The organism is Massilia sp. 2TAF26 (genome assembly GCF_052115005.1).
Lineage (GTDB): Bacteria > Pseudomonadota > Gammaproteobacteria > Burkholderiales > Burkholderiaceae_D > Telluria.
In genome coordinates this window covers 297,880-322,728 of record NZ_JBFRFV010000004.1, presented here as the reverse complement: position 1 = coordinate 322,728, position 24,849 = coordinate 297,880, and the positions used below count along the sequence as shown (strand labels likewise).

At 65.6% G+C, this 24,849-nt stretch carries 23 protein-coding genes and 1 tRNA gene; 11 read left to right on the top strand and 13 right to left on the bottom strand.

Annotated elements, in window-relative coordinates; all coding sequences use genetic code 11:
* The first annotated feature begins 486 nt into the window (after positions 1-486).
* Positions 487-1,659 carry a trypsin-like serine peptidase gene (locus tag AB4Z32_RS06590; RefSeq protein ID WP_441935118.1) on the top strand — a complete coding sequence of 391 codons (1,173 nt, stop codon included), beginning with the start codon at positions 487-489 and terminating at the stop codon, positions 1,657-1,659.
* A gap of 22 nt (positions 1,660-1,681) precedes the next feature.
* Here AB4Z32_RS06590 and AB4Z32_RS06585 read toward each other — a convergent pair whose 3' ends face one another.
* Positions 1,682-2,458 carry an enoyl-CoA hydratase gene (locus tag AB4Z32_RS06585; RefSeq protein WP_441935117.1) on the bottom strand — a complete coding sequence of 259 codons (777 nt, stop codon included), beginning with the start codon at positions 2,456-2,458 and terminating at the stop codon, positions 1,682-1,684.
* Between the two features lie 83 nt (positions 2,459-2,541).
* Between AB4Z32_RS06585 and AB4Z32_RS06580 the strand changes: the two genes are divergently transcribed.
* On the top strand, positions 2,542-3,804 hold the full coding sequence (locus tag AB4Z32_RS06580; protein WP_441935116.1) for an MFS transporter: 1,263 nt from the start codon (positions 2,542-2,544) through the stop codon (positions 3,802-3,804).
* Positions 3,805-3,836: 32 nt separating this feature from the next.
* Here the strand turns inward: AB4Z32_RS06580 and mltA are convergent, their stop codons facing one another.
* A complete protein-coding gene (mltA, locus tag AB4Z32_RS06575) occupies positions 3,837-5,105 on the bottom strand; it encodes a murein transglycosylase A (protein ID WP_441935115.1) in 1,269 nt (422 codons plus the stop codon).
* Positions 5,106-5,221: 116 nt separating this feature from the next.
* Positions 5,222-5,596, bottom strand: coding sequence for a Co2+/Mg2+ efflux protein ApaG (gene apaG / locus AB4Z32_RS06570; RefSeq protein ID WP_441935114.1), 375 nt, complete (start codon positions 5,594-5,596; stop codon positions 5,222-5,224).
* A gap of 97 nt (positions 5,597-5,693) precedes the next feature.
* Between apaG and rpe the strand changes: the two genes are divergently transcribed.
* The 7 genes from rpe (at position 5,694) to AB4Z32_RS06535 (ending at position 11,745) form a co-directional block, all read left to right on the top strand.
* Positions 5,694-6,368: a ribulose-phosphate 3-epimerase gene (gene rpe, locus AB4Z32_RS06565; protein ID WP_441935113.1), complete on the top strand. Its 675-nt coding sequence runs from the start codon at positions 5,694-5,696 to the stop codon at positions 6,366-6,368.
* Positions 6,368-7,066: a phosphoglycolate phosphatase gene (locus AB4Z32_RS06560; RefSeq protein WP_441935112.1), complete on the top strand. Its 699-nt coding sequence runs from the start codon at positions 6,368-6,370 to the stop codon at positions 7,064-7,066. Before rpe ends, AB4Z32_RS06560 begins: the two co-directional genes overlap by 1 nt.
* A gap of 206 nt (positions 7,067-7,272) precedes the next feature.
* Complete coding sequence (trpE, locus tag AB4Z32_RS06555; RefSeq protein ID WP_441935111.1) at positions 7,273-8,769, top strand: anthranilate synthase component I; 1,497 nt, start codon at positions 7,273-7,275, stop codon at positions 8,767-8,769.
* A 1-nt stretch (position 8,770) separates the two neighbouring features.
* On the top strand, positions 8,771-9,334 hold the full coding sequence (locus AB4Z32_RS06550; RefSeq protein WP_441935110.1) for an anthranilate synthase component II: 564 nt from the start codon (positions 8,771-8,773) through the stop codon (positions 9,332-9,334).
* Between the two features lies 1 nt (position 9,335).
* On the top strand, positions 9,336-10,370 hold the full coding sequence (gene trpD, locus AB4Z32_RS06545) for an anthranilate phosphoribosyltransferase (RefSeq protein ID WP_441935109.1): 1,035 nt from the start codon (positions 9,336-9,338) through the stop codon (positions 10,368-10,370).
* 13 nt (positions 10,371-10,383) lie between these two features.
* Positions 10,384-11,184, top strand: a complete 801-nt coding sequence (trpC, locus tag AB4Z32_RS06540) for an indole-3-glycerol phosphate synthase TrpC (protein WP_441935108.1) — start codon at positions 10,384-10,386, stop codon at positions 11,182-11,184.
* 54 nt (positions 11,185-11,238) lie between these two features.
* Complete coding sequence (locus tag AB4Z32_RS06535) at positions 11,239-11,745, top strand: TonB C-terminal domain-containing protein (RefSeq protein ID WP_441935107.1); 507 nt, start codon at positions 11,239-11,241, stop codon at positions 11,743-11,745.
* A 10-nt stretch (positions 11,746-11,755) separates the two neighbouring features.
* On the opposite strand, the gene AB4Z32_RS06530 is transcribed toward AB4Z32_RS06535, so the two are convergent.
* From AB4Z32_RS06530 to AB4Z32_RS06490, 9 genes are all read right to left on the bottom strand, one after another.
* Entirely contained in the window at positions 11,756-12,004 is a 249-nt protein-coding gene (locus AB4Z32_RS06530; RefSeq protein WP_441935106.1) for a DUF1272 domain-containing protein, read from the bottom strand.
* Positions 12,005-12,030: 26 nt separating this feature from the next.
* Positions 12,031-13,407: a serine hydrolase domain-containing protein gene (locus tag AB4Z32_RS06525; protein WP_441935105.1), complete on the bottom strand. Its 1,377-nt coding sequence runs from the start codon at positions 13,405-13,407 to the stop codon at positions 12,031-12,033.
* A gap of 76 nt (positions 13,408-13,483) precedes the next feature.
* The gene (locus AB4Z32_RS06520; RefSeq protein ID WP_441935125.1) at positions 13,484-14,485 is read right to left on the bottom strand and encodes a GlxA family transcriptional regulator; all 1,002 of its coding nucleotides are present in this window, start codon (positions 14,483-14,485) and stop codon (positions 13,484-13,486) included.
* Between the two features lie 11 nt (positions 14,486-14,496).
* Positions 14,497-16,323 carry a M61 family metallopeptidase gene (locus AB4Z32_RS06515; protein WP_441935104.1) on the bottom strand — a complete coding sequence of 609 codons (1,827 nt, stop codon included), beginning with the start codon at positions 16,321-16,323 and terminating at the stop codon, positions 14,497-14,499.
* Positions 16,324-16,401: 78 nt separating this feature from the next.
* Positions 16,402-16,989, bottom strand: coding sequence for a nucleotidyltransferase family protein (locus AB4Z32_RS06510; protein ID WP_441935103.1), 588 nt, complete (start codon positions 16,987-16,989; stop codon positions 16,402-16,404).
* A gap of 7 nt (positions 16,990-16,996) precedes the next feature.
* Positions 16,997-19,237 (bottom strand): molybdopterin cofactor-binding domain-containing protein, encoded by a 2,241-nt coding sequence (locus AB4Z32_RS06505; RefSeq protein WP_441935102.1) that lies wholly within the window; start codon positions 19,235-19,237, stop codon positions 16,997-16,999.
* 9 nt (positions 19,238-19,246) lie between these two features.
* Complete coding sequence (locus AB4Z32_RS06500; protein ID WP_441935101.1) at positions 19,247-19,711, bottom strand: (2Fe-2S)-binding protein; 465 nt, start codon at positions 19,709-19,711, stop codon at positions 19,247-19,249.
* Positions 19,712-19,818: 107 nt separating this feature from the next.
* Entirely contained in the window at positions 19,819-20,541 is a 723-nt protein-coding gene (locus AB4Z32_RS06495) for a DsbC family protein (RefSeq protein WP_441935100.1), read from the bottom strand.
* Between the two features lie 30 nt (positions 20,542-20,571).
* On the bottom strand, positions 20,572-21,837 hold the full coding sequence (locus AB4Z32_RS06490; RefSeq protein WP_441935099.1) for an FAD-dependent monooxygenase: 1,266 nt from the start codon (positions 21,835-21,837) through the stop codon (positions 20,572-20,574).
* A 131-nt stretch (positions 21,838-21,968) separates the two neighbouring features.
* Here AB4Z32_RS06490 and AB4Z32_RS06485 point away from each other — a divergent pair.
* A tRNA-Phe gene (locus AB4Z32_RS06485) sits at positions 21,969-22,044 on the top strand.
* Positions 22,045-22,112: 68 nt separating this feature from the next.
* Positions 22,113-22,457, top strand: coding sequence for a zinc ribbon domain-containing protein YjdM (locus AB4Z32_RS06480; RefSeq protein WP_441935098.1), 345 nt, complete (start codon positions 22,113-22,115; stop codon positions 22,455-22,457).
* Positions 22,458-22,474: 17 nt separating this feature from the next.
* Here the strand turns inward: AB4Z32_RS06480 and AB4Z32_RS06475 are convergent, their stop codons facing one another.
* The gene (locus tag AB4Z32_RS06475; protein WP_441935097.1) at positions 22,475-24,259 is read right to left on the bottom strand and encodes a PKD domain-containing protein; all 1,785 of its coding nucleotides are present in this window, start codon (positions 24,257-24,259) and stop codon (positions 22,475-22,477) included.
* Positions 24,260-24,849: the final 590 nt, after the last annotated feature.

Below are 24,849 nucleotides of genomic sequence, written 5' to 3'. Positions count from 1 at the left end.
GGATGCTGGCACTTCATCAAACGCCCACACTTATCGACTGTTGATTGTTAAAGATCGTATTCGGTACTGCCTTGCTGCATCCGGCGAATCGTTTTGTTCGTCAGCAGCAGAGGAATGAGATTATGCAGTGTTTCGCTTAACTCGTCAACTCCATCTTTTTCTTCAGCGCCAGCGGTGTTATCAAAACACCTAGCCCAACTACTTGATTTCGTTCAGCTTTTCCTGCGCTGCAGAAGCAGGACGCGCACTATAGCAAACGGCACCGGGGCGCGCAAGCCCGTTCGCGACACACCTCAAGTAAAAGCTTGAGCAGAGAACATTGCCCCGGACCACTCTACTGTATTGATGCTCATCAGCAGACAGCAAGATCCGCCGAACTCCCCCCGATTGCGCTCTTAAGCTGGGTTCGCAGCACTTTTTGACGGCGTCCATCCCGGCATCGATGCCTGCCGCCGGGCCAATCGACGAGACCCATTCGGAGGCAATATGAAATTCCTCGCGCATACCTGCGTGCCCGTTCTTGCGCTCTTGCTGTTCGGCGCAGCACCGAGCCAGGCGCAAGACAACAAGCAAGACAACAGGCAAGGCAGCAAGCTGGCCAACAATATGGTGAGCCTGACCAACCCGGACGCCAGGGCGATCGCTGCCTACTGGACGCCGGCGCGCCTCAAGGCGGCCCGTCCTCTTCCCCTGCCGCTGGCTTCATCCAAGGTCATCCGCAGGCAGGCGGAGCCGCGCACCGATGAGCAGGTCCAGGGCGCCGACGGCCGCGCCCCGGCCATGCAGACGCCGCCCTCCGTGATAAAACAGCTGTTCAAACCGGACACCACGCAGAAGCGCAACACGGGCGTGGTGTCCCCGGGAGCCGTCGGCATCTTCGGCGCGCATTACACCAGCAGCCGCGTATTCCCCATGTTCACCGGTGCGTCCGCCCCCTTCTCCGCGGACCGCGCCTATCCGTATATAACGGCGGGCACGCTCTTCTTCTCGATCGACGGCCAGCCCTACCTCTGCTCGGCGTCGGTGATCCAGCACCGCATCGTCGCCACGGCCGGCCATTGCGTGCACAGCGGGACCTCGAGCGGCTTCCATAGCAACTGGCTGTTCGTGCCGGCATTTCGCGACGGCACCGCTCCCCTGCTGACCTGGAACTGGAGCGTCGTGATCGTGACCGGTGACTGGGCCTTCGGCGGCGGCGAGGTGCCGAATGCCGCGGATTACGCGATGATCGTCTTCGACGACCAGCCGGTGGGCGGCCGCACGCGTGCCCTGGGCGACCTGACCGGATGGCTCGGCTGGCAGACCCTGAGCCTGGCGGACAACCACACCTCCAAGCTCGGCTATCCCTGCAATCTCGACGGCTGCGAGAAGATGCAGATCATCACCAGCGCGGCCTTCCAGGTCGTCGAGCCGAACAATGTCGAGTACGGCTCGGACGCCGAGGGCGGCTCCAGTGGCGGACCGTGGATCCAGAACTTCCAGCAGTTGCAGGACGGCGGTGCTAGCGGCAAGAACAATGGATCGAACCGGGTGGTCGGCGTGACGTCCTACGGCTACGTCCCGCGCGACCCCAAGGTCCAGGGCGCGTCGATTCCCGATGGCCGCTGGATCAATCTCCTCAGCGCCCTGTGCGGCTGGGCACCGGGGAATTGCCTCTGATGTAAACCAGAGGCAGGCAGGATCACAGGCCTTCGAAGTTCGGCTTGCGTTTCTCCAGGAAGGCCTTCATGCCCTCCTTCTGCGCCGGCGTACCGAAGCCGGCGTGGAAGTAGCGGCGCTCGTAGCGCACGCCTTCGGTCAAGGTGGTCTCGAAGGCGCGGTTGACCGAGTCCTTGATCTGCATGGCGACCGACACCGGCATCGCGGCGATGGTGTTCGCCACCGCCAGCGCTTCTTCCATCACGGTATCGGCCGGGAACACGCGCGACACCAGGCCGGTGCGCTCGGCTTCGGCGGCGTCGATCATGCGGCAGGTCAGGAGCATGTCCATGGCTTTCGACTTGCCGATGGCGCGCGGCAGGCGCTGGGTGCCGCCGGCGCCCGGAGTCACGCCGACCTTGATTTCCGGCTGGCCGAACTTGGCGCTGTCGCCGGCGATCAGGAAGTCGCACATCATCGCCAGCTCGCAGCCGCCGCCCAGCGCATAGCCGGAGACGACGCCGATCACCGGCTTGCGCACGTTCAGGATGTGCTCCCAGTTGCGGCCGATGTAGTTGCCGGGATAGGTGTCGGCATAGGTGTAGTCGGCCATGGCGGCGATGTCGGCGCCCGCCGCGAAGACCTTCTCGCTGCCGGTCAGGACGATGACGTTGATTGCCGGGTCGGCGTCGAACTTGGTCAGCGCGTCGCCCAGCTCGTTCATCATATTGTCGTTCAGCGCATTCATCGCCTTCGGACGGTTCAGGCGGATCACGACAACCTTGCCGTGATTCTCGATCAGCAGGTCAGAATATTCCATGGGACATCCTTTAATAAGATAACCCTTCGATTGTAGCGCCTTGGGTGGCATAAATGGCAAGGGCGCTTTGTTATCATTGCGTGGTGTCTCCAATTACTTTCCTCCGCAAACTGAACGGCGATCCGCAGCTGCGCAATCCCGATTTCCGCCGCTTCTGGTTCAGCAGCATCCTCAGCAATTTCGGCGCCCAGATCACGCTGCTGGCCCTGCCCATCTGCGCGGCCCTGCTGCTGCACGCCACCCCGGCCCAGATGGGCACCCTGGCGGCGCTCGGCTCCCTGCCCTTCCTGGTCTTCGGCCTGCCCGTCGGGGTCCTGCTCGACCGCAGCCGGCGCCTGCCCGTCATGCTGTGCAGCGACGCGATGGTGGCGCTGAGCCTGGCCAGCGTGCCCTTCGCCTGGTGGCAGGGCTGGCTCAGCATCCACTGGATGTACGCGGTCGAGTTCGTCCTCGGGACCGGCCTGGTGGTGGGCGGCGGCGCCGAGCAGATCTTCATGACCTTCCTGGTCGGGCGCGACGGCCTGATCGATGCGCAATCGAAGTTCGCTGCCACCGAATCGGCCTCGCGCCTGCTGGGTCCCGGCCTGGCCGGCGTGCTGGTGCAGGCGCTGGGCGCGCCCTTCGCCATCCTCTTCAATGTGGCGGGCTTCACGGTCTCGATCTGGAACCTGCGGCGCGTCAAGGCGCGCGAGCCGCAGCCGGTGCCGCCGGAATCGCATGTTCTGCGCGACATACTGGACGGCCTCGCCTTCGTCTGGCGCCAGCCGGTGCTGCGCCTGCTGGCCTGGACCTCGGCCTGCTGGCACCTGCTGTTCTACGGCTACATGGCGCTCTACGTGCTGTTCGCCACTCGCGAGCTCGGGATGTCGCCGGGGATGATGGGCTCGGCCCAGATGCTGGGCGGAGTCGGCGTGCTGGCCAGTTCGGTGCTGCTGAAGCCCCTGACGGCGCGCTTCGGCGCCGGCGGCACGGTCGCGATCGGGCTGTGTGCATCAAGCATCGGCTTCGTGCTGATGCCGGTCATTCCACGCGACCTGTTCGGCAGCAGTACGGCCAGCGCGGCCGCCTATGCGCTGGTGGTGTTCTGGCTGGATTGCGGCGCCACCCTGTTCTTCCTGCCCTACCTGGCCCTGCGCCAGCGCGTGACGCCGGACGCCTTCCTGGGCCGGATGACCTCGACCATGCGCTTCATGACGGTGGCGATGGCGCCGGTGGGCGCGGCCGGCGCCGGGCTGCTGGCGGAACGGATCGGCGTGCGCGCCGGCCTGGGCGTGGTGGCGGCCGGCGCCCTGCTGCTGACCCTGGGCACCCTGTTCGGCACCCGGCTGCACAAGATTCGCGCCTGAAAGCGCCTGCCTGAACGGCCGGGCAAGTAGCGTCAGCGTGAAGCCTGCACGGTCGCCGGCCGGGGCAGCAGCACCCACAGCTGGCCGCGCTGCTTCATGCGCCCGGCATTGTCGGCCGCCTGGTCGCCGAAGCCGAAGAAGAAGTCGGCGCGCACGGCGCCGCGGATGGCGCCGCCGGTATCCTGGCCCATCACCAGGCGCTGCACCGGCACCTCGCTGGCCGGTTCGGTGGTCGACAGGAAGATCGGCGCGCCCAGCGGCAGGAAGGACGGGTCGATCGCCACCGAGCGGCTCGGGCTCAAGGGCACGCCCAGCGCGCCTTTCGGGCCGACGCCGGGATCGGGCAGGCGCTCCTCGCGGAAGAAGATATAGCTCGGATTGACGTTGAGGAGTTCCTGGCGGCGCTCCGGATGGGCGGCGATCCAGGCCTTGATGCCCTGGGCCGAGGCCTGGCCGGCCGTCAGTTCGCCCTGTTCGACCAGCCAGCGCCCGATCGCCTTGTAGGGATGGCCGTTCTGGTCGGCATAGGCGATGCGCACAGTCTCGCCGGAATCGTCGAGCTCCACCCGTCCCGAACCCTGGACTTCGAGGAAGAAAGCTTCAACCGGATCGTCGACCCAGACCAGTTCCTTGCCCGGCAGCCGCGCGCGCTCGATCTCGGCGCGGGTGCCGTAGGGCACCACGGTCTTGCCGACCAGGCGGCCGCGAAGGCGCATGCCCTTCAGGCTCGGATAGACGCTGGCCAGGTCGACGGTGACGAGGTCGTCCGGCACCTTGTAGAGCGGCGTCTGGTAGGCGCCGCCGCGCTTGCGCGAACCGTGCAGCATCGGTTCGTAGTAGCCGGTAATCAGGCCGGTGTCCGCGCCATCCGCGGCGCGCACCAGGTTGGGCACGAAATACGTTTCGAAATACTGGCGGATCGCCACGCCGTCGCCGGTATCGACCAGCTTGGCGGCCGCGCAGGGCGTCTTCCAGTCCGGCTTGTTCCCCAGCGCGCGGCAGGACGACAGGTAGGCCGGCCAGGCCTGGCGCAGGTCGTCCTCCTGCCAGCCCGGCAGCGCCTCGAAGCCGACCGGGGTCAACAAGGGAGCGGCGGGCGGCTGCTGTCCCGGTCCGTTCGGCACCGGCGCCACCGGCGGCGGGATCTTGATGGGTGGCTGGGGCTGGGGCTGAGGCTTCGGCTGGGGCGAAGGCACAGGCCGGGGTTTCGGTGGCGCCGTGGTACAGGCGGCCAGCAAGGCGGCAATGGAAACCAACCCGGCGAGGCCGCGGGCGGGTACACTTCGGCGTGTCGAAAACATAAGGAACCGTTATGTGGATACTGGTATTGGAAGCGGGAGCGGCCCTGTGCCTGCTGATCTTCATCGTCTGGTGGACGATGTTCTCCGGGCGCAAGTAAGGCCCGGGGCGCGCAGGCTCAGTGCAGGGCGCGCGGCAGCGACAGCACGAATTCCGGGATCGTGACTTCGAAACGGTGGCCGTCTTCGGCCACGAAGAAGTATTCGCCGGTCATCGAGCCCTGGGCCGTTTCCAGCTGGGTGCCGCTGGTGTATTCGAATTCTTCGCCCGGCTTGAGCAGCGGCTGGTGGCCGACCACGCCCAGGCCGCGCACTTCCTGGGTCTTGCCGCTGGCATCGGTGATCACCCAGTGGCGCGAGATCAGCTGGGCCGGCACATCGCCGGTATTCTTGATCGTGATCGTGTAGGTGAACACATGCAGTGTCCGGTCCGGTTTGGATTGTTCCGGCAGGTACTGGGTCCTGACATTGATCGCGAAATCGTAGACGGCCATGGCTTTCCTTTTTTCTAAGGCGTCATCATACAACGGTGGCGGAAAGCGCGGCGTCGTACAATAGCGGTCTTTCTGAATTGCAGACTTCCAGACCGCCATGACCACCTACCGCATCGCTCCCAGCATCCTGTCCGCCGACTTTGCCCGCCTGGGCGAGGAAGTCAGGAATGTCGTTGCCGCCGGCGCCGACATCATCCACTTCGACGTGATGGACAACCACTATGTCCCGAACCTGACCATCGGCCCGATGGTGTGCCAGGCCATCCGTCCGCACGTGCAGGTGCCGATCGACGTCCACCTGATGGTCAAGCCGGTCGACCGCATCATCCCCGACTTCGCGAAAGCCGGCGCCGACATCATCACCTTCCACCCGGAAGCCTCCGAGCACGTCGACCGCACGCTGCAGCTGATCCGCGATAACGGCTGCAAGGCCGGCCTGGTGTTCAATCCGGGCACCCCGCTGCATCACCTCGACCACGTGATGGACAAGATCGACATCATCCTGATCATGTCGGTGAACCCCGGCTTCGGCGGCCAGTCCTTCATTCCGGAAGCGCTGAAAAAGGTCGCCCAGGCGCGCCGCCTGATCGACGAATCCGGCCGCGACATCATGCTGGAGGTCGACGGCGGCATCAAGGCCGACAACATCGCCGCCGTGGCTGCCGCCGGCGCCGACACCTTCGTGGCCGGTTCCGCCATCTTCGGCAAGCCCGACTACAAGGCCGTGATCGACGCCATGCGCGCCGAACTGGCTTCGGTAAAGGCGAAGTAATGAGGGCCGGCGCTGCGGCAATCCAGGCCGCCATCATCGACCTCGACGGCACCATGCTGCACACGGTGCCGGATTTCGAACTGGCGCTGAACGGCATGCGCGCGGAGTTCGGCCTTGCGCCGATCGACCAGGCCACCATCGAACCGATGGTCGGCAAGGGCTCGGAAAAGCTGATCCGCGACGTGCTGGCCCTGGACTACGACAGCGCCCGCATCGACGCCGTATTCGATGACGCCATGGCCGCCTACCAGCGGCACTACCTGGCGATCAACGGCGAACGCGCCACCCTGTTCCCGGACGTGATCGAGGGACTGAAGGCCCTGAAGGCGCAAGGCCTGCGCCTGGCCTGCGTGACCAACAAGCCTGTCGCTTTCACTTTACCCCTGCTGGAGCGGAAAGGCCTGGCGCCCTGGTTCGAGCTGGTCTACGGCGGCGACTCGCTGCCGAAAAAGAAGCCCGATCCCCTGCCCTTGCAGCAGGTCTGCCGCGACTTCGGCCTCCTGCCTTCAGCCGTGGTGGCGATCGGCGATTCGAGCAACGACGCCGAGGCGGCGCGGGCCGCCGGTTGCTTTGTGCTCACTGTGCCATATGGTTATAACCACGGAATGCCTGTGCAAACTATTAATTCCGATGGTATAGTTGATTCGCTGCTCGATGCAGCGAAGCTGATATCTGCTCACAACAGTACGTCAAACTAACTTATCTATACATGTTTTTCACCAAAAAACACACCGTCAACCAAACCGGCGCCCTCGAGGCCTGGCTGTGGCGACGCTGGCAATCCTGGGCTAACTAAACCCCGTTGATTGCTGCCGGTGCACGCCCTGCGTGTAAAACCAACCGGCAGGTTTTTTGAAGAAAACGCCGGCCGCTCTCCCTCCTCGCGGCCGGTCCGGAGAAAAGCATGACCGAACTCGAATTCAAATCGCTCGCCACGCAAGGCTATAACCGTATCCCCCTGATCGCGGAAGCCTTCGCCGATCTCGAAACCCCGCTCACGCTCTACCTGAAGCTGGCCCAGAGCCAGGACGCCGGCAAGAACACCTTCCTGCTCGAGTCCGTGGTCGGCGGCGAGCGCTTCGGGCGCTACTCCTTCATCGGCCTGCCGGCGAAGACCCTCCTGCGCACCAGCGGTGACATGACCACGGTCGAACGGAACGGCGAAGTCATCGAAACGCACGAAGGCAATCCGCTCGACTTCATCGAGGCCTACCAGCAGCGCTTCAAGGTCGCCCTGCGTCCGGGACTGCCGCGCTTCTGCGGCGGCCTGGCCGGCTACTTCGGCTACGACACCGTACGCCACATCGAGAAGAAGCTGGCGGGCAAGGCGCCGCAGGACGAGCTGGGACTGCCGGACATCCAGCTGATGCAGACCGAAGAGCTGGCCGTGATCGACAACCTGTCGGGCAAGCTCTACCTGATCGTCTACGCCGATCCCGCCCAGCCGGAAGCCTATGCGCGGGCGCGCCAGCGCCTGAAGGACTTGCGCGTGATGCTGCGCCGTAGCGTCGATGCGCCTGTCACTTCGAGCTCGGTACGTACCGAAGCGGTGCGCGACTTCAGCAAGGCGGATTACCTGAAGGCGGTGGCGGTGGCCAAGGAATACGTGATGGCCGGCGACCTGATGCAGGTGCAGATCGGCCAGCGCATCCGCAAGCCTTACGTCGACTCGCCGCTGTCGCTGTACCGCGCGCTGCGTTCGCTGAACCCCTCGCCCTACATGTACTACTACAACTTCGGCGACATGCAGATCGTCGGCTCCTCGCCGGAGATCCTGGTCCGCAACGAGCAGCAGCCGGAGGGCGGCCGCAAGGTGACCCTGCGTCCGATCGCCGGCACCCGCCCGCGCGGCTCGACGCCGGAACGCGACACCGAGCTGGCCCACGAGCTGCTGAACGATCCGAAGGAGGTCGCCGAGCACGTGATGCTGATCGACCTGGCGCGCAACGACATCGGCCGCATCGCCAAGACCGGCACGGTGAAGGTGACGGACCAGATGGTCATCGAAAAATACTCGCACGTGCAGCACATCGTCTCCAACGTGGAAGGCGAACTCAAGGACGGCATGTCCAACCTGGACGTGCTGCGCGCCACCTTCCCGGCCGGCACCCTGACCGGCGCGCCGAAAGTACGGGCGATGGAAGTGATCGACGAGCTCGAGCCGGTCAAGCGCGGCATCTACGGCGGCGCCTGCGGTTATCTCTCCTTCGGCGGCGAGATGGACGTGGCGATCGCGATCCGCACCGGCGTGATCAAGGACGGCAACCTGTACGTGCAGGCGGCTGCGGGCATCGTGGCCGATTCCATCCCCGAGATGGAATGGCTGGAAACGGAAAACAAGGCACGCGCCGTGCTGCGCGCGGCCGAGCAAGTGCAAGACGGACTGGATGGGGAGATCTGACATGCTGCTCATGATCGACAACTACGACTCGTTCACCTACAACATCGTGCAGTACTTCGGTGAGCTGGGCGAGGATGTGCGCACGGTGCGCAACGACGAGATCACGCTCGAACAGATCGCGGACATGAACCCGGACCGCATCTGCATCTCGCCGGGCCCGAAGAGCCCGAAGGATGCCGGCGTCTCGGTCGACGTGCTGAAGGAATTCAAGGGCAGGAAGCCGATCCTGGGCGTGTGCCTCGGCCACCAGGCGATCGGCGAAGCTTTTGGGGGCAAGATCATCCGCGCCAAACAGGTCATGCACGGCAAGACCTCGAAGATCGCCCACACGGGACTCGGCGTGTTCAAGGGCCTGCCGAGCCCCTTCACCGTGATCCGCTACCACTCGCTGGCGATCGAGCGCGCCTCGCTGCCGGCCTGCCTGGAAGTGACGGCATGGACCGACGACGGCGAAATCATGGGCGTGCGCCACAAGGAATTCGACATCGAGGGCGTGCAGTTCCATCCCGAATCCATCCTGTCCGAGCACGGACACACCATGTTGAAGAACTTCCTGGAGCGCTGACATGATCACCCCGCAAGAAGCGCTCCTGCGCTGCATCGAACACCGCGAAATCTTCCACGACGAGATGCTGCACCTGTTCCGGCAGATCATGTCGGGCCAGATGTCGCCGACCATGGTCGCGGCCATCACCATGGGCCTGCGCGTGAAGAAGGAAACCATCGGCGAGATCACCGCCGCGGCCCAGGTCATGCGCGAGTTCTCGACCAAAGTGCCGATGGCCGACACCACCAGGCTGCTCGACATCGTCGGCACCGGCGGCGACGGCGCCCACACCTTCAATATCTCGACCGCCTCGATGTTCGTGGCGGCAGCCGCCGGCGCGCGCGTGGCCAAGCATGGCGGGCGCAGCGTGTCTTCGTCCAGCGGCAGCGCCGACCTGATCGAAGCCCTGGGCGCCGAGATCGACCTCAAGCCCGAGCAGATCGCGCAATCGATCGCCCAGACCGGCATCGGCTTCATGTTCGCGCCCAACCACCATGCGGCGATGAAGAATGTGGCGCCGGTACGCCGCGAACTCGGCGTGCGCAGCATCTTCAACATCCTGGGGCCGTTGACCAATCCGGCCGGCGCACCGAACATCCTGATGGGCGTGTTCCACCCCGACCTGGTCGGCATCCAGGTGCGCGTGCTGCAGCGCCTCGGCGCCGAACACGCGGTGGTGGTGTGGGGCCGCGACAATATGGACGAAGTCTCGCTGGGCGCCGGCACCATGGTCGGTGAGCTCATCAACGGCGAAATCCGCGAATACGAGATCCACCCGGAAGACTTTGGCCTGGCCATGATCTCCAGCCGCAACCTGAAGGTCGCGAACGCCGCCGAATCGCAGACGCGCGTGCTGGAAGCCCTGCGCGGCGAACCGGGTCCGGCGCACGACATCGTGGCGCTAAATGCCGGCACCGCGCTGTACGCGGCCGGCGTCGCCGCCTCGATCGAAGAGGGCCTGCAGAAGGCGCGCGCGGCCATCGCCTCGGGCGCCGCGCTGGCCAAGCTCGACCAGTTCGTCAGCGTGACGCGCCAGCTCGGCGCCGCGAACTGAGCAGAAAGAAATCATGTCCGACATCCTGAACAAGATCCTGGCGGTGAAAGCCGACGAAGTCGCCGCCGCCAAAAAATACCGCGACCTGTACAGCCTGCGCGCCGAAGTCGAGGGCGACGGCGAACTGCGCGGCAATCTGCGCGGCTTCGAGGCCAGCCTGCGCCGCAACATCGCAGGCGGACGCGCCGGCGTGATCGCCGAAGTCAAAAAGGCCTCGCCGTCGAAGGGCGTGCTGCGCGCCGACTTCCAGCCGGCCGCCATCGCCGAGAGTTATGCCAGGGGCGGCGCCGCCTGCCTGTCGGTGCTGACCGACGCCCAGTTCTTCCAGGGGTCGAGCGAGTACCTGAAACAGGCGCGCGCCGCCTGCGAACTGCCGGTGATCCGCAAGGATTTCATGGTCGACCTGTACCAGGTCTACGAAGCGCGCGCGATGGGCGCCGATGCTATCCTCTTGATCGTGGCTGCCCTGGATCATGGCCTGATGGCGGAACTGGAAGCCTGTGCCCAGGAACTCGGCATGGATGTGCTGGTCGAAGTGCATGACGGCGACGAGTTGAACGCTGCGCTGCGCCTCAAGACGAGGCTGCTGGGCATCAACAACCGCAACCTGCGCACCTTCGAGGTCACGCTCGACACCACCATCGGCCTGCTGCCGAATATCCCGGCGGAGCGCCTGGTGGTGACCGAGTCCGGGATCCTGGCGCCGGCCGACGTCAAGCGCATGCGCGACGCCAGCGTGCATGCCTTCCTGGTGGGCGAGGCCTTCATGCGCGCGCCCGATCCCGGCACGGAGTTGCAACGTTTATTCGACTAGCAGTAATATTGAAGGGACGTTGCGAGCGGCAGCAGGTTTTGGGAGGTTCCGGTCATGAAGACGATCGTCCGTACTTGCCTGGTACTCATGTTTTTGATCGCAGGCTTGAGCGGATGCTCGACCGTGATCACGGCCACGACGGCCGTCGCCTCCTCAGTCGGACATGTCGCCAGCGCGGTCATCCGCCCCTTTACCTCGTCCCCGCCCTCGAAACCCTCTCCGGCGGGACTGGACGACTACAAGACCCAGGTCGCCCAGCACGTCCTGCGGCACAATCCCGAGCGCAGCTTCAACGGCAAGCTGCCGCCCATGCTGCCGGCCATCGTGGTGCTGGAAATCACGGTCGACCGCGACGGCCGCCTGGCCGACATCGTGGTGCAGCGCTCGCGCGATCCGGACGCCTCGCAAATCGCGCTCGACTCGATGCGCCGCAGTACCCCGCTGCCGCCTCCGCAGCACCTGGCGCAGGCGAGCGGCAAGCTGACCTTCTCGGAAACCTTCCTGTTCGCGGACGCAAACCGCTACCAGTTGCGCAGCCTGGCCGGGCTGCAGACGCCCTGAATGGCCGGCCTTATGCCGCCTGCGGGCAGCCGCCCTGCTTCACTACCCGCTCGGTAGATGCAGGATTGTTCGCGAGCTTTTCCAGCGGCCTTCTGGGGCGTGCGACCATCTCGCCCCCGCAGTTCGGGCAGCTGTTTTTCAGGACCTTCGTGGCGCAATCCGTACAGAAGGTGCACTCGAAGGAACAGATCCTTGCCTCGGCCGATTCCGGTGGCAGGTCCTTGTCGCAGCATTCGCAGTTGGGACGCATCTGAAGCATAGGTTTCTCCTGTTTTGTAGACGCACTCAATCGATCCGCGGCGCCTTGATCTGCTCGCCGTTCTGGTGCAGGACCAGATAGCCGGCACGGTCCGGGTCACGCTCGTCGAACACCAGCTGCGCATCGACGGCCTTGAAAAAATAGCGGTTCGCAGCTTCCGGGTAGATTTGCAGCTGCCTTTGTCCGGACAGTTGGGCGAACAGCTGCCCATCCTTGCTGGTCACGCTGAACATCATGTCCGGCGCCAGCCGGTAGCGGCCGACGAGGCGGGAAAAGACAGCGGGATCGACCCTGGCCTCGCGATGCGCCGGCGGCAGCCCCAGCGCCAGGCGCGCGAGCTCGTCGGCGATCCGTCCGACCGTCGCCTGCTCGCCGTGATTGCCCAGCACGATCACGGTCAGCTGTTCAAAGGGATAATACGCGAGCAGGGATTCGTAGCCGTTCCAGGAGCCGCCATGCTCATGGACCGTGCGCGAAAGCCGGTTCTCGATGTACCAGCCCAGGCCGTAATGGTGTCCGCCATCGGTGAACACCGCGGCGCTACTGTCCGGACCGAGGACCTTGCCGTTCACCAGCATCTGCTGCCAGGCCAGCAGGTCGTCGACATTGCTGACCATGGCGCCGGCAGCGTAGGCATTGCTGATGTCGGCCGGTCCGGCCCGACTGATGCCGTCGGGGCCATCGGTATAGGGCTGGGCGATCCTCTCGAGTATCCTGCGCCCGTCGTCATAGCCGGAATGCCTCAAGCCCAGCGGCCCCAGCAGTTTCTGTTCGAGGTAGTCCCGGTAAGGCATGCCGCTGACCGCCTCGATGACGCACCCCAGCAGGATGTAGCCGGTATTGTCGTACTCGAACTTCGTTCCCGGCTCGAATTCGAGCGGCAGGTCTTTCACCAGATCGATGAGCTGGCGTGGCGTGTGCCTGATGCGGACGAGCCTATCGTCGAAGCCGTCGAGCATCGTGTAGCGGGGAATGCCCGAGGTATGCTGGAGCAACTGGCGTATGCTCACCTTCTGCCAGGCTGGCGGCAGATCGCGGACATGCTTGCCGACCGCATCGTCAAGCAGCAGCTTGTGCTCATCCACGAGGCGCATGATCGCGGCGGCCGTGAATTGCTTGCTCACCGATCCGATCCGGAACCGGGTGTCCGGCGTGTTCGCAATCCCCCATTCGCGGTTGGCGGCGCCGAAGCCCTTTCGAAACAGCGGCTTGCCGTCCCTGGCGACCAGCACGGCGCCGCTGAACAACTCATTGCGCACGTAATCCTGTACCAGGGCGTCCGCCTGGGCGGCATAGCCCGTTCGAGGCATGTCCGTGGCCGCGCCCGCGCCGGCAAACGGGAATGACAGGCCGGCCAGCAACAGGGCGGCGTGCGCCACCCATCCTTTCAAGGTCCAGTTCATTGCTTCCTTCCCCTATGCAAACAAACCACAGCGTAAGGGAAAGCAAGTTTGGCAACAATGACATTCACCCCAAGATTTATGCCAAACTGCCGGCGCTCCGGAAGCGGTCGCGGAATTCGCTCGGTGAGGTATGCAGGTAGCGCTGGAAGCCGATACGCATCGCCTCGGCCGAATGAAAGCCGCAGCGCGCCGCAACCTGCGCCACCGGCAGGTCGCCTTCCGTCAGCAGGCGGCGCGCCTCGTCGATGCGCAGCATCTGCACGTACTTGCCGGGCGTGACCCGCATGGCGGCGGTAAAGCGGCGCACGAAGTTCCGCGGGCTCATGGCAAGGCGCGCGGCCAGGGCCTCGATCGACAGGTCCTCGCTCACGTGCTCGGCCATCCAGTGCGCCAGCGCGTCGAAACGTTCGCGCTGGTCGCCCGTCGCGGCGTGCATCAGGCGGGTGCTGAACTGCGATTGCCCGCCCGGACGCTTCATGAAGACCACCAGCTCGCGCGCCACCGCGCGTGCCAGCTCGCTGCCGAGGTCGTGCTCGACGAGCGACAGGGAAAAATCGATGCCGGCCGTGATGCCGGCCGAGGTATGGAATTTTCCTGCGCCGACGAACAGGGCGTCGCGGTCGATGTCCACCGCCGGGAAGCGTGCGGAAAACTCGTCGAAATGCGCCCAGTGCGTGGTGGCCCGGCGGCCGTCCAGCACGCCGGTCGCCGCCAGCGGAAATGCGCCGGTGCAGATGGAAGCGACCCGCTGCGCGCGCTCGCACAGCCCGGCCAGCGCCGCGACCACGCGCGCATCCTCGGCAGCCACGCGGGCGCCGCGGCCGCCGGCGACGAGCACGGTGCCGGCGGCCAGCGCCGCATCGAAGATGCTGTGTTCCGCCTGCAAGGCGATGCCGGAAGTGGTGGCGAGCATGCCGGCGTCCGGGCCGGCCAGGCCGACCTCGTAGGGAGCCGGGCGGCCCGCCGCCATGCTCAGCTCATTCGCAGCCGTGAACACATCCAGCGGGCCGGTGATGTCGAGCATCTGGGCCGGCGGCAGGCCGACGATCAGGATGCGATGAGGGCCGGCCGCCGGCAAGGGCAAGCCGCTCAGCTGGCGCTGGGCCGCGCGATCGTCGCCCGGCGCGTACCCGGCGCCACCCCGATGGTGATGGCCGGCGCCACGCAGCCCTGCAGCACCACGTCGAAGCTCATCAGCTCGTCGCGGCGGAAGGCGTGCACGGTGACGGTATCGCCGACGCGGTAGCGGGACAGCAGCTGGTCCAGGTTCGACGGATTGCCGTTCACGCGCAGGCCATCGACGGCGATCACGATGTCGCCTGCCGACAGTCCGGCCTGGTGGGCCGCGCCGCCTTCGTGTACCTGGCTCAGCTTGGTGCCCAGCGGGTCGCGGCCGGCGCCGATGTTCAGCGAAGGCTTGCTGCTCTTGCGCTCATCCGTCACCTTGATGCCGAAGGGCGCATACAGCTTGGTCAGCGGGATGTCCTCGGTGCCGCGCACATGGCGGTCGAAGAGGGATTTCAGGCGCAGGCCGCTGACTTCGTCGAACAGCGCTTCGACCTCCTTCTCCGTGACGCCACGGCCGGCACCTGGTGCGCCGGCGTAGAAGTCGCAGCCATAGCGTTCCCACAGCGCGCGCATCAGGTCGTCCAGCGATTTCGCGCCGCCGGTCTTGGCGCGGATGCTCAGGTCGAAGGCCAGGCCGACCAGCGAGCCCTTGGTGTAGTAGCTGATGATGGCGTTCGGCGCGTTCTCGTCCTGGCGGTAGTACTTGGTCCAGGCGTCGAAGCTGGATTCCGCGATGCTCTGCTTGGTGCGGCCGCTGCCGCGCCAGACGTTGCTGACGGTCTTGCCGAGCAACTTGAAATAAGTCGCCTCGCTGATGATGCCGCTGCGGACCAGCATCAGGTCGTCGTAATAGCTGGTGAAGCCTTCGAACAGCCACAGCAGCGGCGTGTAGTTCTCGACCTGCAGGTCGTAGGGCGCGAACACGGCCGGCTTGATGCGCTTGACGTTCCAGGTGTGGAAGTACTCATGGCTGCACAGGCCGAGGAAGGTCACGTAGCCCTCGCTGCGCTCGGCGGTCTTCGGCGCGGCGGTGGTCGGCAGGTCGGCGCGCGAGCAGATCAGGGCCGTCGAGGCGCGGTGTTCCAGGCCGCCGTAGCCGTCGCCGACCGCCATGGTCAGGAAGACGTAGCGGTCCATCGGCGCCTTCCTGGTCTTCGGCTCGAAGAAGGCGATCTGGGTTTCGCAGATGGCTTTCAGGTCCTGCTGCAGGCGCTCCATGTCCAGGTTGGGCACGCGGCCGGTGACCACGATGTCGTGCGGGATGCCGTGGGCCTTGAAGGAGGCGAGCGCGAAATCGCCCATCTCCACCGGATGGTCGATCAGGTCGTCGTAGTCGGCGGCGATATAGGTGCCGAAGCCGTAGCGCCTGGCGCCCAGCTCGGGCAGCGAGGTCGCCACGCGCCAGTCGGCGGCGGCCGGGTCGCTTGGGCGCTGGATGTCGACCTGGTGCGGCGCCGCTTCCTGCCCCTGCACGCGCAGGAACACGCTGGTGCCGTTGAAGAAACCGTGGGTCTGGTCCAGGTGGGCGGCGCGCACCGACAGGTCCCAGGCATAGACTTCGTAGTGCAGGGTCAGCGGACCGGCCACCGGCGCCGCGCGCCAGGTGTGCTTGTCGAGCTTGACCAGGTCGACCGGCTGCCCCCCCGATTCGGCGCGGATGCGCACGATATTGCGCGCGAATTCGCGGATCATGTAGCTGCCCGGGATCCAGGCCGGGAGCACGAACACCTGCCCTTGCGGGTCGGGCGCGGCGACGGTGACGGTGACGTTGAACAGGTGGCCCGCGAGGTCCTTCGGCACGATGGTGTACTGCACCCCGGCCGTCTTCTTCTGACTCGTTTTTTTCATGGTATTGAACAATCTCTCTCTTATCCGCCGTAGTGTAATCGGATTCTTCGGCCGAAGGGAGTTCAAACCGTACAGTATCTAGATGTCGGCGGGAGTGTCAATATCGCGGAAGATGCCGGGATCCGCGACCGCGATCTCGGTGACGGGAAAAGATTGCAGCAGGCGGCGCGCGCCCTGGTCGCCCCGCAGCGCCAGCAATGCGTCGAGGTGGAGGCGGCCAAAGCCGACCGGATTGCCGCGCCGGCCATCCAGCACGGGGGCGGCGATCGGCGCCCCGGCAGCCAGCGCATCGGACAGCAGGCGCAGCGTGGCCGGCGCCACATGCGGCATGTCGCCCAGCGCCACCAGCCAGGATGCGGGTTCTCTTGGCAAGGAAGCACGAATCGCGTGCACCAGCGAGGCGCCCATGCCGGTATCGGCCTCGGGGCAGACGGTGACGTCGCAGCCGATCGAGGACAGGTGCGCGCCCACGCCGCCATCGCCGGGCGGCACCACGGCAATCACGCTGGAGACGACGGCCAGCAACTTGCGCGCGCTGGCGACGACCACCGGCTCGCCGCCGGGGCCGGGCAGGATCTGGAGCAGCTTGTTACGCTGCCCCAGCGGATCGAAGCGGCGCCCCCTGCCCGCGGCCAGCAAAATGCCGACGACCGGGAGCGCGCTCATGGCCGGTTCAGCCTCGGCTCGATGCGAGGTCGAACGGCAGCTTGCGCAGCCGCTTGCCGGTCAGCCTGAACAGGGCGTTGGCGAAGGCCGGCGCCAGCGGCGGCAGGCCCGGTTCGCCCAGGCCGGTCGGCGGATCCTCGGACGGCACGATGTGCACGTCGACTTGCGGCATGTCGTTCATGCGCGCCACCGTGTAGTCGCCGAAGTTCTGCTGCTCGACCACGCCATCCTTCAGCGTGATGCGGGCGCCCGGCAGCGTGGTGCCCAGCGCCATCAGGGCGGCGCCCTCGACCTGGGCCGCGATCGACAGCGGATTCACCGCCAGGTTGCAGTGCACGCCGGCGACCGCCTTGTGCAGCTTCGGCGTGCCGTCCTTGCCGATCGACGCTTCGACCACGTAGGCGACCACGGTGTTGAAGGATTCGTGCACCGCCACGCCCCAGGCATGGCCTTTCGGCAGGGTCTTCCTGCCATAGCCGGACTTGGCCACCGCCAGGTCCAGCGCCGCATGGTGGCGCGCGTGCTTCTTGTCGATCAGCTTCTTGCGGTAGGCGACCGGATCTTCCTTGGCGGCGTGGGCTGCCTCGTCGATCAGGGTTTCCATCACGAAGGCGGTGTGGGTCGAGCCCACCGAACGCCACCACAGCACCGGCACGTTGGCTTTGGCAATGTGGGCCGACAGGTTCATCGGCACGTCATAGGGTTCGCCCATGCCCTCGACCATGGTGCTGTCCACGCCATTCTTGATCATGAAGTTCTCGAACGGGGTGCCGGCGGCGATCGACTGGCCGACGATGACGTGGTCCCAGGCGACGATCCTGCCCTGGGCGTCCAGCTTGAGTTCGGCGCGGTGCACGTGCGACGGACGGTAGTAGCCGCCGCGGATGTCGTCCTCGCGGCTCCAGATCATCTTCACCGGGCCGCTGCGGCCGGCCGCCTTGTAGGCCTTGGCGATGTTGACCGCCTCGACCACGAAGTCCGAGGTCGGCACCGCGCGCCGGCCGAAGCCGCCGCCCGCCATCATCGTGTGCAGGGTCACCTGCTCCGGTTTCAGGCCGGCGGCTTTCGCCGCCGCGGCCTGGTCGCCGGTCTGGAATTGCGAGCCGACCCACAGGGTGCAGCTATCAATCTTCAGGTCGACCGTGCAGTTGAGCGGTTCCATCGGCGCGTGCGCCAGATAGGGGAATTCATACACCGCCGAGATGGTCCTGGCGGCGTTGCCGGCCGCGGTATCGGCCTTGCGGGCGACCGCGCCCTGGGTCTTGGACAGCTCGGTGAACTCGGCCAGCTGGGCGGCGGAATCGAGCTTGCCGACGGCGCCGGTATCCCATTCGATCTCGAGGGCGTCGCGGCCCTGCTTGGCCGGCCAGTAGCCTTCGGCGATCACGGCGACGCCGCGTCCGCCACGGTCGACCGGGATCTCCACCACTTCGAGCACGCCGCGGATCGCCCTGGCTTTCGCAGCGTCGAACTTCGCCACCCTGGCGCCGAAGACCGGCGGATGGGCGACCACGGCGACGGCCAGCTTGCCGCCTTCCGGCTTGAAGTCGAGGCCGAACTGCTGGTGGCCGCTGGATTTGGCGCGCGCGTCCAGGCGCTTGGTCGGCTTGCCGATGTAGCGGAACTGCTTCGCTTGCTTGAGGGTGACGGCGTCCGGCACCGGCTGCTTCATCGCGGCGTCCGCCAGGGAGCCGTAGGTGGCCTTCTGGCCCGCCGGGCCGTAGACCACGCCCTTGGCGGTGCGGCACTGGGCCGGCTGGACTTTCCACTGCTCGGCGGCGGCCGCCATCAGCATCGCGCGGGCGCGGGCGCCGACTTCGCGGTACTGGGTGAAGGAGTGGGCGATGGTGCCCGAGCCGCCGGTGATCTGCATGCCGAAGGCCGGGTCCTTGTACACGTCGGCGGCCGGCGCCAGCTCGGCCCGCACCTGCGCCCAGTCGGCATCGAGTTCGTCGGCGATCACCATCGGCAGCGAGGTGTGCACGCCCTGGCCGAATTCGAGGCGGTTGACGATCACGGTAACGGTATTGTCCGGCGCCACGCGCAGGAAGGCGTTCGGCGCATAGACGACGGGTTTCGCATCGGCGGCGCGCGCCAGCCGTCCGCCGGACGGCAGCATGAAGCCCAGCACCAGTCCGCCGGTAGCGACGGTTCCGGCCTTCAGGAAACCGCGGCGCGAGGTTTTGGCGAATGCGCTGCCCTGCGCGGCGCCCGGCAGGCCCGCGTTGTTGAACCATTGTGGTCGCATGTCGGCTCCTTACGCGATGGCGATGGTTTTAGCGGCATCCTTGATGGCCGCGCGGATCCGTTGATAGGTACCGCAGCGGCAGATATTGCCGCTCATGGCGTTGTCGATGTCGGCATCGCTCGGCGCCTTGTTCACGCGCAGCAGCGCGGTGGCGCTCATCACCTGGCCGCTCTGGCAGTAGCCGCACTGCGGCACGTCGTGCCTGACCCAGGCGTCCTGCACGGCCTTGCCGACCTTGTCCGTCTCCATCGCTTCGATGGTGGTGATCTTCTGGCCGGCGGCGGCGGAGATCGGCGTGACGCAGGAGCGGATCGCCTCGCCGTTCAGGTGCACGGTGCAGGCGCCGCACAGGGCAGCGCCGCAGCCGAACTTGGTGCCGGTCATGTTGAGGTTGTCGCGCAGCGCCCAGAGGATGGGCGTGGAGGGATCGGCGTCGACCTGCTGGTCGCGCCCGTTGATGTTCAGAGTGACCAAGTTCTACTCCTCGTTTTGGACGGTGTTGCTGTTTTTATCTACGAACGTCACAGGGGCCCCGGAAAACCGTAGCGAGCGGCTGCAGGTGTGGCCGAGGCCCCATCCCCTTACTGCTTGATCGATTCCAGTTTTTTCTCGAGTGTCGGCAGGTCGACCGCGCCCGGAATGCGCGAGCCGTCGGTGAAGAAGATCGCCGGCGTGCCCTGGATCTTCAGCTTCTGGCCCAGCGCCAGGATCTTGTCGTTCGGGGTCTCGCAGCTGGCCGGGGCCGCCGCGGCCGCCTTGCCGCCGATCATCCAGTCATCCCAGGCCTTGCCGCGGTCCGGCGCGCACCAGATGTTCTTCGACTTCACGAAGGAGTCGTCGGACAGGATGTTGTACATGAAGGTGTAGATGGTGACGTTGTTCAGGTCCTTCAGCGTGGTCTGGCGCAGGCGCTTGCAGTAGCCGCAGTTCGGGTCTTCGAACACGGCGATCACGCGCTTGCCGTCGCCATGGACCTGCTTGATGGCGTCGTTGAACGGCAGGTCCGAGAACTTGATCTTGTTGATGTCGTCGATGCGCTCGCGGGTCAGGTCGCGCGTGGTCTTGGCATCGTAGACGTGGCCGATGATCAGGTATTCACCTTTCTTGTCGGTGTACAGGATGTCGCCGGCGACGCGCAGTTCGTACAGGCCGCTGTAGGGCGTTTCCTTGATCGATTCGATTTTTGCCCCGCCCAGGCGCGGCTCGATATTCTTCTTGATGGTCGCCTCGACCGAGTTCTGCGCGCCGACGCAGGATGTGACGAGGCCGGCCGCCAGCAGGACGGCGAGTTTGGTCTTACCCATGAACTTATTCCTTAAAGATTATTTACCCACTTACTTACCAAGGGCGTGGGAGATCAGCCTGCGCTTTACCAAGGGCAACTTATCCAGCAAGTTTAATCCCAAATTGCGCACCACGCGCACTGGCTCGAGATTGGCGCCGAACAAGCGTTCGAGCCCATCGGTTGCCAGCTGCATGAGGAGGACGTCTTCCTTGCGTGCACGGGCATAGCGCGCCAGCACGCGTTCGTCGCCGATGCCGTGATGGGTTTCGCGCGCATTCACGATGCGCAGCAGGTCGACGATGTCGCCGAAGCCGAGGTTCATGCCATGGCCGGCCAGCGGATGCACGGCGTGGGCGGCGTCGCCGATCAGGGCCACGTGCGGCGCCGTGATCGCATGCGGGCGCACCAGGGCCAGCGGGATCGCCTTGACTGGCGCGAGCGGGAGCTCGTGCGGCTGCAGGGGCTTGAGCAGGCCGAGCTGCGTTTCCGAGTATTCGCCGAGGCGGATCGCCAGCTCGCCCAGCGACTCGTTCATGATGGTGTCGGCCAGGGTTTCCGGCGCCGACCACACCAGCGAGACCTTGTTGCCCGGCAGCGGCAGCAAGGCGATGATGCCGTCCTTGCAAGTAAACCACTGGTGGGCGACGTTGTGGTGCGGCTTTTCGCAGGAAAAATTGGCGACGATGGCGTGCTGGTGGTAGGAGCGGTAATCGATGCCGATGTCGCACTGGCCGCGCACCCAGGATTCGCGGCCGTCGGCACCCAGCAGCAGCTGGGCTTCGATCGGTGCGCCATCTTCCAGTTCGACCTTGGCGCCGAGCGGGCTGCAGCTCAGCCGGCAGGCGCGGCCGGTGACGATGTCGACGTTCTGGGCGAAGCGCAGGGCGGCGTCCAGCGCGGTGTTCAGGTTGCTGTCCTCGACGATCCAGGCCAGGGTGCCGGTGTGGGCGCCGAAGGCGTCGAAGCCCAGGTGGCCGCCCTGCTCGCCGTCGCCCTTGATGTCCATGGCGTCGACCGGCGCAACGCGCGTCATGTCGAGAGCACCCCAGACCTTCAGCGAAGACAGCAGCTTCTGCGCCGTATGGTTGAGCGCGTAGACGCGCACGTCCCAGGGCTTCTCGCCGCCCGCGGAGGCGCCGGCCGTCTCTTCCGCGCCCGGACGCGCGGGCGGCACCAGCAGGGTGACGCTGTGCCCGGCCTGGGAAAAGCCCAGGGCGGCGGTCTTGGCGATCGCGCCGTTGCCGACGATGCAGACGTCGCTCTGGCGGCGGCCGTCGGCACGATATTGTGCGGAGGAAGAGGTCTGTGTAGTCATGCAGGCATTATAGCCCTTTGCCCTGAGGCGGCTTCGCCCGCCTGCCGCGGGGCGCTTCCGCGGGCCCGTGAAAAAATTGCCGCTCAGGACTTGCGACCTTGGAAGTCACTGGCTATAATCATGCCTCTCTTGGCCTGGTAGCTCAGTTGGTAGAGCAGAGGATTGAAAATCCTTGTGTCGGTGGTTCGATTCCGCCCCGGGCCACCAAGATTCAAAGAAAACGCCACCTCCGGGTGGCGTTTTCTTTTCCGCCTTGCCAAGCACCGATAATGCCCATGACGACCTTACCTCCCTGCCCCGCCTGCAGCTCCGTGCTCACCTATGAAGACGGCTCCGGCAACTACGTCTGCCCCGAATGCGCGCATGAATGGCCGATCGCGGCCGAAGCCGCCCCGGAAGAAGCGGCGCGCGTATGGCGCGACGCGGCCGGCAATGTATTGCAGGATGGCGACTCCGTCACCGTCATCAAGGACCTCAAGCTCAAGGGCGGTGGCGGCGTCATCAAGCAGGGCACCAAGGTCAAGAGCATCCGCCTGGTCGAGGGCGACCACGACATCGATTGCAAGATCGACGGTTTTGGCGCGATGAGCCTGAAGTCGGAGTTCGTCCGCAAGAACTGAAGCACGGCCGGCCCCGGCTATTGCTGCAGTATCCTCCCCGCTACCAGCGCCCCGCCGGCAACACCGGGGCGCGTGCCCTGGCTGTCGTAATCCACCACCTCCTTGTGCGTCACGGGATCGAGATGCCAGACCTTCAGGCTGAAACGGCCCCGCTCGCCCGGGCTTGCGGCCGCGCCCGTCATCGTGCTCAGGATAAATTTATAACCGCCTGAGCCATCGATCGTACCGCTGCCTTCGAACTGCGCCCCCGCTCCCTTCACCGCCACCGGCCGCAGGCTGGCGCTGCGGAAGCTCATGCCGGGAAGGTCGACCTGCAGTTGGGCCCCGGCGCCGGCCAGGAAGCTGAAGGACGCCCTGGCGGAACGGCCCGGCGCCTTCCTGAGCGCACCTTGCGGCGACACGAAGCTGCCGCTGCCCGCCACCACGCCGCCGGACGGCTCGTAGACGATGAGCTTGCGGCTGACCGCGGCGCTACGGCCGGCAGCGTCGACGATCGTGGCCCGCACCGAATAGATGCCCGGCGCGGCGTAACTGTGGCTGGCGCTGGCGCTGCCGGCGGCGCCGCTCACGCTCCACTTGCCGGCCTGGCCTGCACTGCCGTCACCCCATGACCAGGTGAGGCTGCGCATCCCGGCCAGGCTCTCTCCCCTGAAGCCGACCGATGCCTCCAGCGGAGCGCCCCGCTTCACCACATCTGCCGCCTCGAGCGGGCCGAGCGCGCAAGCCACCGGTTTGCCATCGTCCGGCTTCAGCAGCACCAGCCCGGCGTTCGAACTCGCCACGATCATTCCGCTGTCGTTGATCGCCAAGGCGTCGTCCAGCTTGAGACCGGCGGGGGCATCGCGCAGACGCATGTTCAGGTCGATCATGCCCTGGTTCGCGGCCCACAGGAAGGCCCGTGAATCGCCGCCCGCGTTGTCTGCCGAACCGACGATCTGTCCCTTGCCGTTGATGCCGATGGCGCGCGATTGCAGCCCGCCGAGCGTGCCGAGATCGACCATGCCACCGGCACGCGTCCACGACATCGCGTGCTGCCTGTCGGTGCCGAAATCGATGACGCCGGCCGCATGCAACTTGGGGTTCATTGCCAGCACAAACGATTCGGTGCCCCCGGCCGTACCGAGATCGAGCATGCCGCTGGCGCGGGTCCAGAAGAAGGCGTGGTAAAGATAAGCGTTGGCGGGTCCGATGAAAGCGCCGGCGACCTGGTCCTTGGGGCCGATCGCGTAGGGATAGGCGTCGCCGCTGCCAGGGGCCGAGATATCGATCATGCCGCTTTTACGCGTCCACACGAATCCATCGCGGCTCATGGCGGCCGTATCCGAATTCCCTGCAATCAGCCCGGCATCGTTGATCAACGTCGCGCTGGAAAAGCTGGTGTTCCCGGTCGTGAACGCGCCCAGGTCCTGCATTCCGTCGGTGGCGCTCCAGCGGAACGCATGCGGCGGCGTCGACGGCACACCTTCGGAAGTGCCCACCACGACACCGCGGTTGTTGATCGCCGACGCCGCCGAATTCGCCGCGCCCGGGAGGACGCCAAGATCGATCATGCCTCTGCCGCTGCGCCACACGAAGGCGTGCTCGAGGCCGGACGGAAGCGTGGAACGGCCGGTCACCTGTCCCGCGTCGTTCACGTCGACCGCATTGGTGCCCGGGCCGCCCAGGGTGCCGATATCGGTCGTTACCGTTCCGTCATAGAAGTATCCGCGGGAGCCGGCCCCCGACTGCATCGAGAACGACACCTGGCCTTTGCTGTTGACGACCGGTAGTTCGCTGAGGTCTCCGGTGCCCAGGTTGATCACGCGATAGCCGGTAGGCGCGGCCGCGGCCTGCGGTTCGGCCGGCCCGGCACCCTGTGCCGTCGCCAGGCCGGCGAGCAGGCACGGCAACAACCAGCGGGAGGCGCTTCCCGGTCCACCTGTTCCACGTATGGATCGCATTTTTATCCCCAGTTAAAAAGTGAGCTGGCACTTTGAGCTGTAAATATAGTACGAGTTTTGCCCGAGACTTTCGCCCATGAGGCCTGTCAACGCAAAGGAACGATGCGAAAGCGCCACATGCGGGCAGCGCCGTGACACGCTTACTTAAGCTAACGGGAAATTAAGAATAAATGCCTGGAAAGTTCTGACTGGTCCAGCGACCGTTCCGCGATCATCGCGGCCGGAAAGGCTGATCTGCCAAGCAAGTTCCCTCGCTGGGCAGGAAAACGCCAACCTCGTTGGGTTGGCGTTTTTTTCACGCTGATTAATGGAAGAACAGATAGATCAGCACAAGAACGATGGCCGGCACGCCCAGAATCCACGCCAGGAAATATTTGCCCATGATCGTGCTCCTTTACATTTGCGATGAGTACGGATCCATGGTGCCTTGAGAGGATGCCATTGTCCGTACG